Origin of the sequence: Nitrosopumilus sp. Nsub, from assembly GCF_001541925.1 — an archaeon.
Classification (GTDB): Archaea; Thermoproteota; Nitrososphaeria; order Nitrososphaerales; family Nitrosopumilaceae; genus Nitrosopumilus.
Genome location: NZ_LQMW01000002.1, coordinates 27,055 through 42,853 on the forward strand (window position 1 = coordinate 27,055; position 15,799 = coordinate 42,853).

22 protein-coding genes are annotated in these 15,799 nt (G+C 30.9%); 10 read left to right on the top strand and 12 right to left on the bottom strand.

The features are described 5' to 3' along the window. Positions 1-5: 5 nt before the first annotated feature. Positions 6-191: a hypothetical protein gene (locus tag AW732_RS00195; protein ID WP_253805510.1), complete on the bottom strand. Its 186-nt coding sequence runs from the start codon at positions 189-191 to the stop codon at positions 6-8. 137 nt (positions 192-328) lie between these two features. On the opposite strand from AW732_RS00195, the gene AW732_RS00200 reads away from it, so the two are divergent. From AW732_RS00200 to AW732_RS00215, 4 genes are read left to right on the top strand one after another with little or no spacing between them, the layout of a single operon-like run. Continuing rightward, positions 329-1,678: an anthranilate synthase component I family protein gene (locus AW732_RS00200; RefSeq protein WP_067956757.1), complete on the top strand. Its 1,350-nt coding sequence runs from the start codon at positions 329-331 to the stop codon at positions 1,676-1,678. Further along, a complete protein-coding gene (locus AW732_RS00205; RefSeq protein WP_067956759.1) occupies positions 1,675-2,265 on the top strand; it encodes an aminodeoxychorismate/anthranilate synthase component II in 591 nt (196 codons plus the stop codon). The genes AW732_RS00200 and AW732_RS00205 overlap by 4 nt, the downstream gene beginning before the upstream one ends. Further along, the gene (gene trpD / locus AW732_RS00210) at positions 2,262-3,308 is read left to right on the top strand and encodes an anthranilate phosphoribosyltransferase (protein WP_067956762.1); all 1,047 of its coding nucleotides are present in this window, start codon (positions 2,262-2,264) and stop codon (positions 3,306-3,308) included. Before AW732_RS00205 ends, trpD begins: the two co-directional genes overlap by 4 nt. Continuing rightward, positions 3,301-4,077: an indole-3-glycerol-phosphate synthase gene (locus AW732_RS00215; RefSeq protein WP_067956765.1), complete on the top strand. Its 777-nt coding sequence runs from the start codon at positions 3,301-3,303 to the stop codon at positions 4,075-4,077. The genes trpD and AW732_RS00215 overlap by 8 nt, the downstream gene beginning before the upstream one ends. A gap of 98 nt (positions 4,078-4,175) precedes the next feature. On the opposite strand, the gene AW732_RS00220 is transcribed toward AW732_RS00215, so the two are convergent. Next, positions 4,176-4,517 carry a hypothetical protein gene (locus AW732_RS00220; RefSeq protein ID WP_067956767.1) on the bottom strand — a complete coding sequence of 114 codons (342 nt, stop codon included), beginning with the start codon at positions 4,515-4,517 and terminating at the stop codon, positions 4,176-4,178. A gap of 644 nt (positions 4,518-5,161) precedes the next feature. Between AW732_RS00220 and AW732_RS08480 the strand changes: the two genes are divergently transcribed. After that, entirely contained in the window at positions 5,162-5,305 is a 144-nt protein-coding gene (locus AW732_RS08480) for a hypothetical protein (RefSeq protein WP_156416033.1), read from the top strand. On the opposite strand, the gene AW732_RS00225 is transcribed toward AW732_RS08480, so the two are convergent. Next, on the bottom strand, positions 5,302-5,787 hold the full coding sequence (locus AW732_RS00225) for a hypothetical protein (RefSeq protein WP_067956770.1): 486 nt from the start codon (positions 5,785-5,787) through the stop codon (positions 5,302-5,304). The two genes, AW732_RS08480 and AW732_RS00225, sit on opposite strands and share 4 nt — an antisense overlap. Before the next feature lie 54 nt (positions 5,788-5,841). Here AW732_RS00225 and trpB point away from each other — a divergent pair, with 54 nt between their 5' ends. Continuing rightward, complete coding sequence (gene trpB, locus AW732_RS00230; RefSeq protein ID WP_172790350.1) at positions 5,842-7,044, top strand: tryptophan synthase subunit beta; 1,203 nt, start codon at positions 5,842-5,844, stop codon at positions 7,042-7,044. A gap of 48 nt (positions 7,045-7,092) precedes the next feature. Here trpB and AW732_RS08625 read toward each other — a convergent pair whose 3' ends face one another. The 3 genes from AW732_RS08625 to AW732_RS00240 form a co-directional block, all read right to left on the bottom strand. Then, positions 7,093-7,239: a hypothetical protein gene (locus AW732_RS08625; RefSeq protein ID WP_172790351.1), complete on the bottom strand. Its 147-nt coding sequence runs from the start codon at positions 7,237-7,239 to the stop codon at positions 7,093-7,095. 101 nt (positions 7,240-7,340) lie between these two features. Next, on the bottom strand, positions 7,341-7,934 hold the full coding sequence (locus AW732_RS00235) for a hypothetical protein (protein ID WP_067956773.1): 594 nt from the start codon (positions 7,932-7,934) through the stop codon (positions 7,341-7,343). Positions 7,935-7,971: 37 nt separating this feature from the next. Beyond that, complete coding sequence (locus AW732_RS00240) at positions 7,972-8,154, bottom strand: hypothetical protein (protein WP_253805513.1); 183 nt, start codon at positions 8,152-8,154, stop codon at positions 7,972-7,974. Between the two features lie 432 nt (positions 8,155-8,586). On the opposite strand from AW732_RS00240, the gene AW732_RS00245 reads away from it, so the two are divergent. After that, a complete protein-coding gene (locus AW732_RS00245) occupies positions 8,587-9,147 on the top strand; it encodes a hypothetical protein (RefSeq protein WP_348625405.1) in 561 nt (186 codons plus the stop codon). Between the two features lie 4 nt (positions 9,148-9,151). Here the strand turns inward: AW732_RS00245 and AW732_RS00250 are convergent, their stop codons facing one another. The 3 genes from AW732_RS00250 to AW732_RS00260 form a co-directional block, all read right to left on the bottom strand. Then, a complete protein-coding gene (locus AW732_RS00250; RefSeq protein WP_067956780.1) occupies positions 9,152-9,415 on the bottom strand; it encodes a hypothetical protein in 264 nt (87 codons plus the stop codon). 31 nt (positions 9,416-9,446) lie between these two features. Then, positions 9,447-9,638, bottom strand: coding sequence for a hypothetical protein (locus AW732_RS00255; protein WP_067956783.1), 192 nt, complete (start codon positions 9,636-9,638; stop codon positions 9,447-9,449). Between the two features lie 121 nt (positions 9,639-9,759). Continuing rightward, on the bottom strand, positions 9,760-10,077 hold the full coding sequence (locus AW732_RS00260) for a GIY-YIG nuclease family protein (protein ID WP_067956786.1): 318 nt from the start codon (positions 10,075-10,077) through the stop codon (positions 9,760-9,762). A 96-nt stretch (positions 10,078-10,173) separates the two neighbouring features. Between AW732_RS00260 and AW732_RS00265 the strand changes: the two genes are divergently transcribed. After that, entirely contained in the window at positions 10,174-11,856 is a 1,683-nt protein-coding gene (locus tag AW732_RS00265; RefSeq protein WP_253805512.1) for a helicase C-terminal domain-containing protein, read from the top strand. A 10-nt stretch (positions 11,857-11,866) separates the two neighbouring features. On the opposite strand, the gene AW732_RS00270 is transcribed toward AW732_RS00265, so the two are convergent. The 3 genes from AW732_RS00270 to AW732_RS00280 all read right to left on the bottom strand — a co-directional run bounded on the left by AW732_RS00270 (position 11,867) and on the right by AW732_RS00280 (position 15,228). Further along, a complete protein-coding gene (locus AW732_RS00270) occupies positions 11,867-12,298 on the bottom strand; it encodes a hypothetical protein (protein WP_067956788.1) in 432 nt (143 codons plus the stop codon). A gap of 33 nt (positions 12,299-12,331) precedes the next feature. After that, positions 12,332-14,005 (bottom strand): dihydroxy-acid dehydratase, encoded by a 1,674-nt coding sequence (gene ilvD, locus AW732_RS00275; RefSeq protein ID WP_067956790.1) that lies wholly within the window; start codon positions 14,003-14,005, stop codon positions 12,332-12,334. Positions 14,006-14,358: 353 nt separating this feature from the next. Continuing rightward, positions 14,359-15,228: a cation diffusion facilitator family transporter gene (locus AW732_RS00280; RefSeq protein ID WP_067956792.1), complete on the bottom strand. Its 870-nt coding sequence runs from the start codon at positions 15,226-15,228 to the stop codon at positions 14,359-14,361. Between the two features lie 101 nt (positions 15,229-15,329). On the opposite strand from AW732_RS00280, the gene AW732_RS08370 reads away from it, so the two are divergent. Continuing rightward, complete coding sequence (locus tag AW732_RS08370; RefSeq protein WP_082697377.1) at positions 15,330-15,494, top strand: universal stress protein; 165 nt, start codon at positions 15,330-15,332, stop codon at positions 15,492-15,494. Positions 15,495-15,561: 67 nt separating this feature from the next. After that, positions 15,562-15,799 (top strand): universal stress protein (locus AW732_RS00285; protein ID WP_172790352.1); only part of this gene is annotated, 238 nt, incomplete at its 3' end.

Below are 15,799 nucleotides of genomic sequence, written 5' to 3' on the forward strand. Positions count from 1 at the left end.
ATTTTTTATTGCATTGAATAATGAACGTCACAAAATAACACTATTCCGTTTGAAAGTGTTTTAGCTGAAATACTATGACCATCTGCCAAACCTTTGCCACAAACATAACACTCCACTATTGTAACAGAAGATTGAATTTCATGATTATTGTTAATTTTTTCTAAAATTGTTCTACTTTGCATTTTCATCATATTCTATATGCGATCAACTATGCTATAAAGGTACCGTACTATACCGTAATTAATTTATGCCTAAAAGATTTGAAAATGTTTCTTTGAATTGACAAAAATTATCTTTAAATATTAAACAGTGAAAAATTTGTTTATGGGTGGACACCTTTGGAAATGCTCAAGCAAAAATAATACCTCTAGATTTATCTGAAAATCAATTCCAAATTTATAATAAAATCTCACGCAATTATTCTCATTCATTTCTCTTTGAGTCATTATCAGGACCTGAAGTTTTAGCTGAAACATCTGTGATGGGTTTTGATCCTAAGATTATCTTTAAGGGATATTATGATAAAGTAGAGATAATTGAAAACAATCACACAACTACAATAGAAACAAGTGATCCATTCACTGAATTAAAAAAACTACTTGGTAAATCTGATGATCAAAAATATCGTTATCTTGGTGGTGCTGTAGGAGTTGTAAATTATGATTCCATTAAATTAGTAGAAAATATTTCAAATAAAATTGACCCTAGTGTTCCTATCATGGAATTTGGAATTTATGATGATGGTTTGTTATATGACAATGTTGAAAAAAAATTATTTTATTTTTACCATGATGAAAATAGATTTGATGAATTAATTGTAAGTGAGGATACTTTTGATGAATTTTATTCTGGTGATGTGACTCCCAATATGGATAAAGAAAAATTTTCCAAGATTGTTAACAAAGCAAAACAATACATTCATGATGGTGATATTTTCCAAGTTGTATTATCACGTAAATTTGAATTTGAATCAAATGGAGATAATTTGACATTATACAAAACATTACGAAAATTAAATCCCTCTCCTTACATGTATCATCTAAAACAAGATTCAAAAACAATTATCGGTGCCTCTCCTGAAATGTTAGTTCGAATAACTGGTGATAAGGTAGAAACTTTTCCAATTGCAGGAACTAGAAAAATTACAGATAATGAAGAAAAAAATCAAGCATTATCTGAAGAATTAATTCATGATGAAAAGGAATTAGCAGAACATACAATGCTTGTTGATTTGGGACGTAATGATATTGGAAGAGTCTGTAAATTTGGTTCAGTCCATCCAGAATCCTTAATGCAAATCAAACGATTTAGTCACGTACAACATATTGTAAGTCATGTAGTTGGCAATTTGGACTCCAAAAATGATATGTTTGATGCATTTCAGGCAGTATTTCCTGCTGGAACTGTATCAGGTGCACCAAAAGTAAGAGCAATGCAGATAATTGATGAATTAGAAAGTGAGGAGCGAGGCCCTTATGCAGGTGCAGTAGGTTATTTCTCATACAATGGATGTTGTGATTTTGCAATTGCAATACGAAGTATATTCATTAAGGACAACAAAGGATTTGTACAATCTGGTGCAGGCATAGTATCTGATTCTATTGCAGAAAATGAATTTAAAGAAACAGAACACAAAGCAGGTGCAATGCTTCAAGCATTAAAGGAGGCCTCAAAATGAAATTTTTAATCATTGATAATTATGATTCATTTGTTTACAATATTGCCCAATATCTGGGCGAATTGGGAGTTGCGTGTGATGTATTTAGAAATGACAAAATAACTATTTCCCAAATTCAAAACTCTAATTATGACGGCATAATTATTTCTCCTGGCCCTGGAACTCCTGAAGATAAAAAATACTTTGGAATATGTAGTGATGTCATCAAAGATATCGGTCCAACAACTCCTATCCTTGGCGTATGTCTTGGTCATCAAGGAATCATTGATGCATTTGGTGGAAAAGTAACTAATGCAGGTTGTGTTAGACATGGAAAAACAAGTCAAGTTAAACATACTGATTCAGAATTATTCAAAGATGTGAAAAATCCTTTCAGAGCTACAAGATATCATAGTTTAGTTGGCGATAAAACAATAATTCCTGATGTTTTAGAAGTTACAGCAACTGCAAATGATGATGGGGAGATAATGGCAATAAAACATAAAGAATTTTTAATTCAAGGAGTTCAATTTCATCCGGAATCTATTATGACTGAAGACGGTAAAAAAATTCTAGGTAATTTTATCAGACAGGTAAAAGAAAAATGATTTCAGAATATATTTCCAAATTAGAACAAAAAATTGATCTTACATATGATCAGATGAATGAAATAATGTCTGAAGTATTATCTGGAAAAACTACTGATGATCAAAACATGAATTTTTTATCTAATTTATCCCAAAAAGGTGAAACTGATGATGAATTATTGGGAATGCTTGATAAAATGCAAGAATTATCCCTAAAAATCACGCCTGAGAACAAAGGAACCATCATTGACATGTGTGGAACTGGCGGGGATAATTTACAAACTTTCAATATTTCTACTACTGCATCTTTTGTGGTTGCTGCTGCTGGCGGAATTGTTGCAAAACATGGAAATAGATCCAGTTCAGGGATTTCTGGAAGTGCCGATATTTTTGAATATTTTGGATATGATCTAAATGCTGAACCTTCAACGGTTGCAAAAATTCTTGAAAAGTATCAAATATGTTTTATGTTTGCACAAAAATTTCATCCTGCAATGAAAAATGTTTCGCCAGCTAGAAAACAACTAGGAACTAGAACTGCATTTAATTTACTTGGTCCGTTATCTAATCCTGCAAATGTAAAAAATCAATTAGTAGGTGTCTTTTCAAATGAATTTCTTACTCGATTACCTCAAATTCTAAAAAGAAAAGGAGTAGAAAATATAATGACAGTTAGATCAAATGATGGAATGGATGAGTTTTCCACTAGTTCTACAAACTCTGTATGTATTTTAAAAAATAATGTCGTTACTGTAAATTCAATTGATCCTGAATTTCTTGGATTGCATAAATCTTCGTTAAACGATATTAAAATTCAAACAAAAGAAGATGCCGTTAAATCATTTGTCGGTGTTTTGAATAACAGTGCTAATCAATCGATGATTGAAACTACTGCATTAAATGCTGCTGGCGGTTTATTGGTTGGAAATGTTGTAGAAAGTTTTGAAGAAGGCATAGAACTTGCATTAAACACACTTGAAAACGGAAAAGCCATGAATTTATTGGAGAAATTTGTGCGTGAAATAGGCGACATTGAAAAATTAAAGGAGATTACTGATGGCTGAAAATATTTTAAAAAAATTAGTGAACAATTCCCAACTGGCAATTGACGATGGAGTTTATGACGTTGATGTTAATTTACAAAAATCTGATCAAGATTTTCAACAAATCATTAAATCGAATCATCATGCAACTTTACTAACTGAAGTAAAATTTTCATCACCTTCATTAGGAAAAATTAGAACAATTGGCAATCCTAGCACTATTGCCAAACAAATGATTGAAGGCGGTTCAAAAGCATTATCTGTTTTAACTCAGCCTCATTTGTTTAATGGTTCACCTGATTATTTTATTCAAGTAAGAAAATCAGTCGATGTCCCATTATTGATGAAAGATATTATGATTGATCACGTTCAAATTGACGCTGCAAAAAAAATTGGAGCTGATTACATGTTGGTAATTCAATCCCTTTTTGATCAAAAATTTCTTAATGATATTGATGATTTTATTGCATATGGACATAAGCAAGGTTTGAACGTTTTGCTAGAAGTTCATACTAAAGAAGAATTTCAAAATGCATTAAAAACTGATGCAGATATAATTGGAATCAATAATAGAAATTTAGATACTCTAGATATTGATCTTAAAACTACAGAACTAGTGTTGTCTGGATATGAAAAATCCAGAATAATTTTGTCTGAAAGTGGAATTAATACGCCCAATGATATTCAATACTTAAAAAAGTGTGGAGCTGATGCATTTTTGATAGGTTCAAGTATAATGAAAAGTGACAATATTGTAGAACAGGTAAGAAAATTGGTGAATTCATATTGAAAACTTGACTAAAGTTAGGTTTTCACAAAATTAATTCTATTTTAAAAAACGAGCATTACATTGTCATATGTGATTTTAGGGCGGAGTGAGTTTTTTTGTTATTTTGTTTTCTTTAATTCCTCTATCTCTTTGTCTAATTTTCCTACCAACTTACTTGTAACTAAAGAAACCATAGCCATTATTCCCTCTCTGAGTTTCATAATCATGGTGTAAATTACTGTCTTCTCTATGGTATCTTCTTCATCTGTGGTTAGGTTGCTAGCCTTTTGGTAAAAATCCATGTAGACTGCAATCAAGTATCGGACTTCTTTTGTTGGTACGTCATCAAATGACATTTCTCCAACTTTCAAAGACAGTTTTTGAAAATCTTCCATTAGTTTTTCCATAAGGGCTCTGTCAACCTTGGAATCTTTTGGAAAATCTAATTCTAAACTGACCATCTAGAAAACCATCATTATTGGAGTTAGATAAAATTGTCTATTAACTAGCGTGACGTGACTTTTTTACATTCAAGATTTGCAGCAAACTGTAATCTTTGATGATATGTTAGCCAACTGCTCTACACTCCACGAATAATACATCAAGTATGTCTTTATTAGATTTCTTGCTTGATGATATCTCCTTGCTTGTCTTATGGTACAATTCCAGATGAGATAATCTAGTTGTTATGTCATACTTTCGACATAATCTACAAAAATGAGTTACCTGTTTCCTTTTTTTCTTATTTTCAGGTTGAATCAATCTAGAAAACATTGTAATTAAAATTCAATAAAAAATTTTCTATTTGTAATTTGAATTAGATAAAATTGTCTATTAACAAATAACCAAAAGATCTTAAGTTCTCAGTTCGTAACAAACCCGATGTCCTTTGAAGATAATTTGTTGAGAATTACAAGACGTAGAAAGTATAGAGAGAAATTCAACAAAGAATTCCCCCAAACAACTCTAGAGAACTATAATCCAGAATGAGCTCACATGTTGTGACTAAATTGAGCTAAAGTAGCTCAAAACCTGCCAAAACGGTATTACTCTAGTATTATTTGCAAATTGAAAGTTTATAGCTATTACTTACAAAATAACAGTAATGGCATATGCGATTAAAGTTCAGATAGCACAACAGATATCTATTGAAGTAAGTGGAAATGAAATCGCCATGGTTGTTAAGTTACTTAATGAGGGAACAAAAAAATTCTTATCATCAACAGGTGCAGCTAGAATAGAAATCTAATTTTTTATTTCTTTGAAAGCTGATTCATCTATTTGTTGATGTTCATTTTGTACTTCATGATAATGAGATTCATCTAATTCCTGTTCAGCATCTACAATTGGTTGTAATACTTTATCAGAAAATTCTATTTGGCCAAATTCTTCTAAGAATTGTCTAATTGATGATACGTAACGGATTATACTTGAAGCGTGGTTTTTTGGTTTCTCCATTATTTTATTACACATATTGATTCTAAGTTCTGGGTGGTCTTGACCTAACCACAAAATGAAACTATTGACTAGATTGAACACTCTATCATAATTCCTATCTTTATTGCATATTGATTCTAAATCTAAAACCACTTGGTCACCTGATTTATCATATGTGCCTAGACAAAAATGATCAAACATGTTCAAGGCTACTCTGGCATTACTTTGAGTGGTTTCAGCTCCTCTGGTTTTGATAAATTCTTCTCTAGTAATTCTTGAAGATAAGTAACTCATTGTAACACTAGTCTATTGGGCATGAGTAGTATTTAATATCGGAAATCCAAACTTATGAATGATTTAATATTGAAATATCCTAAAAACGGTAAATTTGGAGAATTTGGTGGTCAGTATATCCCCGAAACACTTGTTCCTGCGATAGAAGAATTGGAAGAAAATTATCTGAAATTCAAAAATGATAAAAAATTCAAACAAGAACTGGATTATTATTTGAAAGTATATGCTGGAAGACCTACTCCATTATACTATGCAAAAAATTTATCTGAAAAATTAGGAGGTGCAAAAATCTATCTCAAAAGAGAGGATCTCTTGCATGGTGGAGCTCATAAAATTAACAATACTTTAGGTCAAGCACTTTTAGCAAAAAAAATGAACAAGAAACGAATCATTGCAGAAACTGGTGCTGGTCAACACGGTGTCGCAACTGCAATGGCTTGTGCTGCATTAGGTATGAAAGCTGAAGTGTATATGGGATACAAAGATACAATCCGACAAAAACAAAATGTGTATAGAATGAATATGTTAGGTTCTAAAGTTCATCCTGTAAAATCTGGTTCTAAGACATTAAAAGATGCAATTAATGATGCAATTAGAGATTGGATTACAAATGTTGAAACAACATATTATCTACTAGGTTCTGCTGTTGGCCCTCATCCATACCCTGTTATGGTTAGAGATTTTCAAAGCGTCATTGGAAATGAAATCAAATCTCAGATGAAAAAAATCAATAACAAAGAACCTGATACTGTTATTGCATGTGTTGGTGGTGGTTCAAACGCAATTGGAACATTCTATCCTTTAGTTGATACAAGTGCAGAAATTATTGGTGTTGAAGCAGCAGGAATGGGATTAAAATCAAAATTACACTCAGCAACATTATCTGCTGGCAGTAAAGGAGTTTTACATGGAATGATGACTTATTTACTTCAAGACAGTGAAGGTCAAATTACAGAAACTCACAGTATTTCTGCAGGATTGGATTATCCTGGTGTTGGCCCCGAACATGCATACTACAAAGACACAAAGCGTGTAAAATATCACTCTGCAACGGATAAAGAAGTTCTAAATGCATTTTTGACTCTAACTCAAACTGAAGGAATTATCCCCGCACTGGAGTCATCCCATGCAATTTCTGAAGCAATGAAAGTTGCCAAAAAGGGCAAATCTTCTGAATCTGTAGTTGTTACTCTTTCAGGTAGAGGTGACAAAGACGTTGAAGAAGTCCAAAAATACTTGAATCTTAAAAATAATTAAAACTATTATTTTGACTTATCTGTATTATTGAAAATTAGTATACCTAATTCAATTATTTTTTAATAATGCTTCTTGTGGTGTTTTTTTATTATTTGATTCCCAATGCCAATTATGGTGCTTTTTCCAATGTTTTTCTAATTCCTCTGTAGTTGGTTCTTTTCCTAATGGACTTCCACATAATTTACATTGTTTCATTTTTTATTTCCTCTAATTTTTTCTTTTTTGATTTAATAATTGGATGACATTGGACAGGTAAATTTTCATCTTCCATGTCTGATCATATTTTTGGTTTTTATTTATTCTTCTGCATTTATTGTATCTGGATCATTGTTTCCTTGTAAATAATTATCTCCAAGAATATTCTTCATTTTTTCATCAAATTCTTCTTGTAATCTTGTTAGATACATTTCTGCTTCAGTTTCATCATCTGGAATTCCAGTATCTGCTTCGTAATTGAAACCCGTTGCCAAGTGGTAAAATTCTTCAAAAAATTCTTTACAATCAATTACGTCTGCATCTCTATCTATGGCTAGAACTAGACAGTCTTTTTCTAGTCTAAAATTTAAACAAACTTCTTCTTCTATCATTGTATCGACAATTACTGCCATTAGATATGCTACGTTATTTTTATTCAATGATTTTGTGCCTTTGTTTGCAATCCATAATTCGTCATTATCTAGTAAATTTTCAAATGTTCTGACAATTACATCCCTAACATCTGAATCTAGATGAGATGATTTTGATTTCCATAAACTATCATCATATTTTCCAGGCTCTACATAAAGTAGATCGAAAGTTAACTCGGGATTAGTTTGATCAAATTCCCATACTTGTTTATTTGTCCACATTGGTGAAAATTCATCAATAATTTTTTTTGTTAATTGATTCATGTTTTATTCTGCTACACTCTCTTGTTTAATCTTATCTTCAATGATCATTGGGCGATTTTAAAAATTCTAAAGTACACTCTGCTAATTGTTTATCTGAATGTTTTTTAATTTCATGTTTACAATTTGGGCATATGCCTTTTTGATTATCTATTAATTCATCGTCGACTTGTTTCATACAACATTCCATTAATTCTGAAGTAGAATGTGATTCCATTGACAATTTACAAGTGGGACACAATGTCATTTTCAATTTTTGATATTTTTGTACTAATTAATAATATTTATTTAAAAAATTTCTTTTAAAAAAAACACAAAATTACTATGAAAATAGCAAAAATAATCCAACTGCTGAAGCTGCTAATGAAATTCCCATCCACGCATAAAATTTCTTATTCATGTTTTTCTATAATGTATCTAAAATTAATAGTTTAGAATCATGAAAACAGGCAAGTTAAACCACTATCATCGACTCTTTGGGAGTTACATTCTGACTTAACCCGCACAAACCCTGTTCTCGTGAATCTATTGCTTTAGATTTCTTCAAATTCATAAAATAAAATGTGTCGTGTTATTTGGTCAAAATGGGTTGAAAAAATTATCTATTTTTTAATTTAGGCATAAATTTTCAATTATTTTCAAATCAAATAATTTATTGGATATCCAAATAGTTGTTAGTATGATTGAACATGAAGTAATTTATTGGTCTGATGAGACTCTGTTAAATGTCTCAAATTTTATGGCTGAACCAAATCCTGGTATTTACGAGGATTCTCACAGTGTTATAAAATATGGATTTACTTGGACTGTAAATTCTGAACAACTAGGTGAAAAAGTAGTTTTTTCAATTGAAAATATACAACTAAGTGTGGAATTTAATCCTCTTTTGTCTTGGATTAGAATGTCTGAATTTAATGAGGACTTGTTAAAACATGAACAAGGTCACTTTGATCTTGCTGAAATCATTAAAAGACAACATCAAAAAATATTTGAAAATGAATTTTACAATAAGCATTTTCCTACAAGAGGCCAAAATGATGCTCAGAGAAAACAATTCGCTAAAGAGGATTCGGGTAAAATGATCTCATCAGAAATTGAAAAATTAAATTTGTATTTGAATAAAAAACGAGATGAATACGATGAAGAAACAGAATATGGAAAAAATATTTCTGAACAAAAAAAATATGATGAAATTTTTAATAAATTACGTGAATAACAAATTATTGATTTTTAATCATTTTACTTTCTGGAATTGAATTAACGTAATTTACTAAACTTCGATAATATTTCAGATGAAAATTTATATCTTTTATTTCAGTTTGTTTTAATTCTTCCAACTCTGGACCAAAATTTCTTTTATCTGTTTCAATGTGATGTAATGTTTTTTCATTTACTTCAATCATATGAAAGAGACTGTGCAACACTTCGCCTTTTTGAAGTGTTCTGTCACATGATTTTTGCAACAGTAATTCCACCCAATCCATGTTTTTTATTTTTAAATTCTTATATCTTCATCTAAATTTGATTTATTCTGACTCTTGCTCTATTTTTTTTCAGTAATTTTTTTTTTGAGCCTAATTTTGATTTGATTTTTTTTTGTCTATCTTTGATTTCGTTGTTTCTTTCACTATCTGAGTGAATTTCTGAATGTTCATACAAATCTTCTTTTGAATCAAATATTTGATCACAATAGTAACATTGGTGCATATCAGATATACGCCATAATCGTTTTTATCAGTTTCATTATTTTTATATAATAATCTAAATTGATGTTTTATCTTTCAAAAATTAGTTTTAACGATTTAATTTTTGTTTTAAAATAATTTCTTTATTGTGTTTGTATTTCTATTTCAGAATTACATGGCGGGTAATTTCCGGTCTCATTTTTAATTTTTTCAATTAATTGTACTTGCTCTTCCTTTTGATTATCTGTAAAAACTCTTTGATAAAATGCTGTCTTTTTCATACATTCATTTTCATTAAAATCCGTATCAAATAATTCTGTAAATGTTTTTTCTAAATTACCTGTCTGACCAACAAAAATTGGCTGTTTACTTCTATTGTATAATACATAAATTCCTGAAACAGGTTTAACAAATTTTGCGCTTTCTAACCACACTCTCATTTTATCATCAAGTAATTCCATATCATCTCCATTTACAATTGGTATTAAAATGCTGATGAAAAATTTAGTATATCATAAGAACCTTCATGCTTTTAATACCTAAAACCGAGATGATTAATTCTGTCTCTTATAGAAAAATTTCCCGATCAATTTACTCCTAGAAAAATTCAAAAAACAATTCTTGATGAAATTGAATCAAATTTAAAATCAGGATACAAAAAAATTGTTCTTTGTGCCCCTACAGGAGTTGGTAAATCTTTAGTTGGCGCAACTATCTCAAATTATTTTGATAGTTCATTTACTGTTACTGCATCAAAACATTTGCAAGATCAATACATCAAAGATATTCCTTTTTTAAAACCTGTAAAGGGAAAACAAAATTTCCCGTGTCTTAAACAAATGTCTGCTGAAAAAGTTGAAAATAACAGGCGTGCAATGCGTTGGGGCCTAACTTGTGATAAAGGACAATGTCAAGAACGAGTAAATAAAAATGGCAAAGAAATTGTTCAAGTTTGTGATTTTAAACCCACTATAAAACAAGTAGAAGAAAATACTGCAGATTCTTTATCTTGCCACTACTATATGCAAAAATATGATGCACTGGTATCTAATCACTCCTTGTGGAATTACCATGCTTTTTTCACAATCATGAAATTTAACAGAAAATTATTTGAAGATTATTTGGATAGAAAAGTTACTGTTTTTGATGAGGCCCATAAAATTGAAGATCAAATTATTCAGTTTGTGGGGTTTGATATTTTTGCAGGCCAGGTAGATGAATGTAATCTTAATCCTGAAAAATACAATTTTACTGATTTGGATTCAATGATACAATTAACTGACGATATTGCATATTCTTATGCTAAAAAAATTAAAGACATTAAAGAAAGCCCAGTATTTCAAAACAATCCTGATTTTGAGTTAATTACAGGCCTGGAAAGACGTTATGATAGAGCTGCACAAGCTAAAATTGATATTCTTTCTGATAAAGACAATTTCATAGTAAATGATCCTGTGAAGGACCTTAACGGAAATTTTAGAACTATATCTGTAAAACCCATCGATGTATCTAAATTTGCAAATCAATTTTTTGATACTGAATATCAGATTTTCATGTCTGCTACAATTGACAAACTGGGATTTTGTGAAAATATGGGATTAGAAAAAGATGATGTTGCATTTGTTGATACTCCAAAATCTCCATTTCCCATAGAAAGCAGAAAAATTGATCTTCTAAATATTAGAAGATTAAGTTATGGTTCAACTGAAGAAGATGAGTTAGAAGTTATCAAAACAATTGACCGGATTTTAGATGAACATTCAAATGAACGAGGTTTGATTTTAACATCTTCAATTCCTCGTTGTCAGAAAATTATTCGATATTTGTCCCCAAAAAATACCAAAAGAATTCGACTCTGTCACAGTAAAAATAAAGATGATAAAACTCAAGATGAAGTAATCTCTGAGCATTCTTCTGATCCTACAGGCGTATTGTTATCTTCATCTTTGTGGGAGGGTGTTGATCTTAAAGATGATTTATCTCGTTTTCAAATAATAGCAAAAGTTCCATATCCAAATTATACTGAAAAAAGAACAAAGGCAAAAATGAGCAAATTTCCTTTATGGTATACTTCTCAAACATTAACAAAATTACTACAAGGTTTTGGACGTTCAATTCGTAGCGAAAAAGATTGGGCAAAAACATATGTTTTGGATACTGCAGTAAACAATGTCTTTTTCAAGGCTCAACAAATGATACCCAAGGCATATTATGATGTTTTAGGAATGGATGAAAATTAATTTAGAAAAATTATTTGATTAATTTTGTAGAATGTCTATACAAATCATGAAGATTTTTTCCATCTAAATTTTGTCCGTTTTGATTTAATTCTGTCTCATGTAGAATTTCATCAAAACTATATTCTGTTTCATCTTTAACTACATTCTTTTTTTGATTATCATTGTTTGTTGGGTGATTTAATTTGTTTAATTGTTCTAATACGTCATTATTACAATCATGCCATAATTTCATCGATTTATCTGAATCATTAAGAAATTCAGGCATTTTTTCAATCATCAAATTACTTGATATCAAAATTTGTTTGGCCAAAAACAATGGCCTAGTCTTAATGTCATTAAATTCCTCAAAACAATTATCACAAACATTTATCGCATATTCTGAATTGATTTTTCTTATAATTTTTTTATCATGTTTGCATTGATAAATATCTGAATCATTCAATAATTATAGTAAAAATACTTTGTATTTTATTTTTTAGGGATTTGCATATGTTACAGCGCCTTTAGCAGCTGAACCTACAAGTGTTGCAAATTTTGCTAATGCACCTGAAGTGTAATTTGCATCAGGTTTTTTCCAGTCTTTTTTCCTATTTTCTAACTCTTCATTTGATACATGAAGATCAATTATGTTAGTTTCTGTATCTATTGTAATTTTATCGCCATTTTTAACTAGTGCAATTGGACCGCCAACATATGCCTCAGGTGCAACATGTCCAACCATAAATCCACGAGTGCCTCCGGAAAATCTACCGTCAGTTACCATTGCTACTTTTTTCCCTAATCCTTGACCAACTAATGCTGCAGTTGTTGCTAACATTTCTCTCATTCCTGGACCTCCTTTTGGCCCTTCATATCTTATTACAACTACATCCCCTTCATCAATTTCTCCTTTGGAAACTGAATCAAATGCTAGTTCTTCTCTATCGTATACTTTGGCAGTTCCTGTAAATTTAGTCATTTCAACACCTGCTGTTTTAATTACTGCTCCTTCTGGTGCAAGTGTTCCTTTTAGAACAACTGCAGTTCCTACTTCGTGAAGTGGGTTTTCAATTGATCTGACAATGTGTTGTTCTGCTTCTGGTAATTTGAATGCGTTAAGATTTTCTTTTATTGTTTTACCAGTTGCAGTAATGCAATTTTCATTTAGTAATCCTTTATCTAATAATTTTTTTAATACAAATGGTATGCCTCCAATTCTATCTAATGATTCCATTACATAATTTCCTCCAGGCTTCATATCTGCTAAATGCGGCGTTTTCTTTCTAATTCTTTCAAAATCATCATATGTCAAATCAATATTTACTTCATTTGCAAGTGCAAGTAAATGTAATATGCCATTTGTTGAACCTCCAACAGAATTTAACATCATTATTGCATTTTCAAATGCTTCAAAAGTTAAGATTTCTCGAGGTTTAATATTCATCTCCAATAGTTTAGCACATGCAACTCCTGATTCATAGACCATTTTGTTTCGTCTATCATCTTCTGCTGGCGGACTGGCACTTCCTGGCAATGCCAAACCAATGGCTTCTGAAATTGATGCCATTGTATTTGCTGTAAACATTCCTCCACAAGATCCTGCATTGGGACATGCTACATTTTCAATATTCTTTAAATCTTCAAGTGATAACTTTCCTGCATCATAAGCTCCAACAGCTTCATAAACATCTACAACTGTAAGCTCTTTTCCATCTAACATTCCTGGTTTAATTGTTCCACCATAAACAAACACAGATGGGATGTTTAATCTTGCCATTGCCATCATTGTTCCAGGTAAGCTTTTGTCACATCCTGCAATTCCCACTAGAGCATCATACTGATGTGCTCTTACCATTACTTCAATTGAATCTGCAATAATCTCTCTAGATACCAATGATGACTTCATACCTTCATGTCCCATTGCAATTCCGTCACTAACTGCAATTGTTGAAAATTCTCTTGGTGTTGCGCCTCCATCTGCAACTCCTCTCTTAGCTTCTAAAGCTAATTGTGGCAGGTGAATATTACAAGGAGTTGCTTCATTACCTGTATGACATACTCCTATGAATTGTTTAGATAAATCATTATCGTTTAATCCCATGGCCTTGTACATTGCTCTATGTGGTGATCTAGCAGTACCCTCAACTACATTTCTACTAGATATTTCCATGTTAGAAATTTTTTAAATTGGTATAATTTAGACTTTATTCAAACTGCAATAGTTTTGTTTTAGTATCAGGTTGTGCCTATGGACACTGGGAATTCTGAGTGTTTCAAAAACAAAGTAGTCTTTTAGAGATAAAATATCTAGTCAAAAAACAGGCCCAGACAGATTATTTGATAGTGGCCTGATTATGTCAGGAGATACTTTTCCATATAGATTTGATGAGATGGGACAGTATTCTTATTTTTGCATGATTCATCCTTGGGTAAAAGATTCAGTTACTGTAAAATAATCTAATCTTTCAAAGATCCTATCAAATTAGATCGACCCTTACAGTTTTAGACGTAAAAATAAGGTAATTACGGATTAATGAGATCATTATCATCTTCGATTTGAATTGTACAATGAGTGATGCCAAATTTTTCTTGCATTATTTGATTGATTTTCTTTAAAATTTCATTTATGTGATGAACAGCAGAGTCTCGTACTTTAACATGAACTGACATTGCATGCATGTTTGATGTCAATGTCCAAATGTGTAAATCATGCACATTAATTATCTCATCTAATTTTTCTAATTCATTTTCAATGTCTGCTAAATTAATTTTCTCAGGAGTTCCCTCCATAAAGATATGGAGACATTTTTTACTTAGTCGTATTCCTGAATGAGCTACCAATATTGCAATGCCAATACTAATTATAGAATCAATAACCATTGCATCAAAGTAAATTATCAACAAAGTTCCTACAACAACTCCAACTGAAGAAACAAGATCACCTAAAACATGAAGATAAGATCCTTTGACATTAAGATTTGTGTGACTGTCTTCTTTGAGTATTAATGCCATAACAATATTTGCCAATAAACCAACACTTGCAAAAACTAAAAGAAAATTTGTTTCAATTTCTTGGGGGGCTGTAATTCTATCGTATGCTTCATGTAAAATGAATCCAGCCATGATTAACAAAGAGATTCCGTTGATAAAGGCTGCAACAATCTCTGCTCTGTGAAAACCAAAAGTCATTTTTAAGTTATGGGGCCTTTGTGCAATCTTAAATGCTAAAAGTGCAATTGCAATTGCTGAAAAATCAATTAAAAGATGAAAAGAGTCTGCAATTAGGGCAAGACTGTTACTGAGAATACCACCAGTAATTTGAAATCCAAAAGTAGATAATGAAACTATAAACACTATTGAAAGTCTTTTCTGAATTTTTTTGGTACGAGTCAATCTTTACCTGTTTGATTAATGAAATTTATCTAAAATAAGTGATAATATTCAAAAACGATAATCTAAATTTCTTTAATTAGGCATGATTTGTAATCTAAACTGTGTCAAAAGACGATATTAAAAAAATTCTAGTTCCATTTGATGGTTCAAAATTTTCTAAAAAAGCAGTTGCAAAAGCAATTAGAATGGCAGAAAAATTTGGGCAAAGATTTCATTCATCACAGTTGTTCCAAGCGGTTCAAACCCACCACCTTCAAAAATCATAGGGATTTTAATTGATCATAAAAAAGATCAGAAAGGATCTCACCAAATATTTTGTGAATAAGAAGGGATTTGAAAAAAACACTCACAGTGAGGGTAAACAAATGTAAAAATGAAAACATTTCAGATGAATACAGAATTTTAGTGGGAAATACAGTCGAAAAAATCATTCAGTTTTCTAAAAAAGGTAAGTATGATCTAATAATAATTGGAAGTCATGGATTAACAGGTTTAACTAAAATTCAAGCATTGGGAAGCATTGCAAGAGCAATCTCAGAAATTGCACCATGCCCAATATTATTGGTAAGAG